This window comes from Pseudoalteromonas sp. BSi20495, from assembly GCF_000241185.1.
Lineage (GTDB): Bacteria > Pseudomonadota > Gammaproteobacteria > Enterobacterales > Alteromonadaceae > Pseudoalteromonas > Pseudoalteromonas fuliginea.
Genome location: NZ_BADY01000052.1, coordinates 1 through 2,819, shown reverse-complemented (window position 1 = coordinate 2,819; position 2,819 = coordinate 1). Strand labels below are relative to the sequence as shown.

Here is a 2,819-nt window from a genome sequence, read left to right as displayed (position 1 = left end):
GTTTGCCTCGCTACCTAAGTAGGTTGGCTGTTAGAACTCAATCTGTACGAGTGCCCACACAGATGATTGCTTTATATTGTTAAAGAACGTTTTGAGTCGCTTTAGCGTCTCAAGGGATGCGAATAATACACCCTTTATTTTTCGAGTCAATACTTAGTTTTAAACTTTCTTTTTAGAAGATTCAAAACCGAAGTTTTATTTAACTCTCTGAGTAGTTCGTGCCTCGCTATGCGTTGGCCTTTCCCGTCTCAGTGGGGTCGCACTATAGGGAGCGGCGCATTTTACGCAAGCGTTATTTGCATAAAATAGCAATTAAAATTAAGCCCCAAGCAAGCGCACATGATAAGCACAAGTTACCCACAAAACCCTGTTGATAACTCTGTTTTTGAACTTTAAAACTAAACACTTTTATCATGATGTGATAAGTTGCGGTCACTTTTTTTAACTCATGTATTTAGGCAGTATCCATGACAGACATAATAAATAGTATAAGTGCCCTTCTATGGGGGCAAGTTCTCGTCTACTTATTAATAGCAGCGGGCCTCTTCTTTACTTTTCGACTAGGCTTTATTCAATTTGTGCAATTTCCACATATGTTCAAAGTTATGTTTGGCTCTCGTAAATGTGCCGACAACGAAATTTCATCTTTTCAGGCTTTTTGTACTTCATTAGCTGCACGTGTTGGCACGGGTAACATGGCTGGCGTTGCTGTTGCTTTATATTTGGGTGGCCCAGGTGCTATTTTTTGGATGTGGACTATAGCCTTAATTGGTATGGCTACAAGCTTTGCCGAGAGTACCTTAGCACAAGCTTATAAAACAAAAGACGCCGAAGGCAATTTTAGAGGTGGCCCTGCTTATTATATGCAAAATGGTTTAGGTAAACGCTGGATGGGCGTTTTATTTTCGTTATGTTTAATTTTAGCCTTTGGTTTAGTATTTAACGCCGTACAGTCGAACTCTATTGCTGCAGCATTTGAAGTCGCGTTTGATGTACCTAAGTATATAGTAGGCATTTTCTTGGTTATTGGTTCTGGCATCATTATTTTTGGTGGCCTAAAAACCATTTCACGTTTTGCTGAAATGGTTGTGCCATTTATGGCATTAGCTTACCTGCTGGTTGCTCTTTATGTATGCGCCACTAACTTTACTGCTCTACCAGATGTGCTAGTGCTTATCATAAAAAGTGCTTTTGGTATTGAACAAGCTGGTGCTGGTGCTATTGGATACGGTGTCACACAAGCGATGATCCAAGGTATAAAGCGTGGCTTATTCTCAAACGAAGCCGGTATGGGTAGTGCAGCTAACGCCGCAGCTACTGCGACGCCTTACCCTCCTCATCCTGCATCACAAGGTTATGTGCAAATGTTAGGTGTATTTATCGATACTATTGTTATTTGTACAGCGACTGCTTCTCTGATATTACTATCTCAGCAATTAGTACCTGAATCTGGTGTTATGGGGATTGAACTTACACAAGCAGCATTACAAGAACATGTTGGCGATTGGGGTACTTACTTTATTGCTATTGCTATATTGTTTTTTGCTTTTACTTCTATTGTGGCTAATTACTCTTACGCTGAAACAAATTTAATGTTTTTAGAGCACAACTCTAATAAAGGTATGTTTATCTTTAGACTGGTGGTTTTAGGTATGGTGATGTTTGGTGCTGTTGGTGAGCTTGGTTTAATTTGGACGCTGGCAGATATATCAATGGGCTTAATGGCCATTGTAAACGTTATAGCGCTATTTATGCTTTCAGGTGTTGTTGTATGGCTTTCAAAAGACTATAACGAACAACACAAAAAGGGCTTAATACCCACCTTTGACAAAAGTAAGCATCCTAAACTTGCTAAAGAGGTCGATCCTGAGGCCTGGAAATAAACAACAACCAGCGAGCTACGGCTCGCTTTTTTAGTTCTAAAATAAAAAGCACTTACATTAAGTCACTCTACCCTTTATAAATGAAAAGCAGTTACGGACGATATGTACTATATAGATATTATCTAATTATCAGCTTAGATAAGACAACCTACAAAAATAGGTGTTCAATGCCAATAATTCTGCATAAGTGCTTTTGCCTATTTGGAGTTCTCACCATAACTCTAGGCTTACTATTACCCGTGATTTTTAACTTCCAATGAACATGTATTACTAACCAATTCGATAATTATACCAACCTGCATAAATCTTTAAGCACTTTAACAAATTAAATTGCACTATAACGTCGTTAAAAGTTTTTTATTTAGAACAACCAGATACAAAAACTTTTGCCTAGTTCTAGCGTAATTTTCTTAACGTTAAATAGATCCTATATATAAGCGGATTGGTATTACTTTATGCTATCAGTACATGAGTGCGTGATCTTTGCTTTCAAGGCTGTTTGCTCTAGATATGTAAATTGCTTTACTGTTTTAAATTATCTAAAGCTCACGGTCTATTTTACGGGTTGACATCATAAGCCTATGACGATTAGCCCAATTCAAAGTGCACAATTAGTATTAGGTGCCACGCGTCACTAAGGGTTGTGTGGCTGGTTTATTTGAGACGTTATAAGATTGGGTTTAGAGATATTACATTATGCATATCAAGATAATATAAATCATAGAAAACATAAAAATAGTAAATCAGGTTCTTGCTGGATATTTTTATATATTAGAAGGTGTATTAAATGGTTTTTAAGCGGAGTGCTTAATATAAAGATGGTGCCCGAGGCCGGACTTGAACCGGCACGACTTGTTAGTCGAGGGATTTTAAATCCCTTGTGTCTACCAATTCCACCACTCGGGCATCGAGTTTGCTAATTAAAGCGTGTGGAGT

Annotated in this window: 1 protein-coding gene and 1 tRNA gene; one reads left to right on the top strand and one right to left on the bottom strand. The window is 38.1% G+C overall.

Translation table 11 applies throughout. The annotated features are described in order from the left end of the window. Window positions 1-467 precede the first annotated feature (467 nt). Window positions 468-1,883 (top strand): sodium:alanine symporter family protein, encoded by a 1,416-nt coding sequence (locus P20495_RS12990; RefSeq protein ID WP_033015470.1) that lies wholly within the window; start codon window positions 468-470, stop codon window positions 1,881-1,883. Between the two features lie 819 nt (window positions 1,884-2,702). On the opposite strand, the gene P20495_RS12995 is transcribed toward P20495_RS12990, so the two are convergent. Beyond that, window positions 2,703-2,789, bottom strand: a tRNA-Leu gene (locus P20495_RS12995). Between the last annotated feature and the right edge of the window lie 30 nt (window positions 2,790-2,819).

Excerpts from the sequence above, each read along its gene's own strand:
- P20495_RS12990 (WP_033015470.1), top strand. The coding sequence starts at position 468 with ATGACAGACATAATAAATAGTATAAGTGCCCTTCTATGGGGGCAAGTT.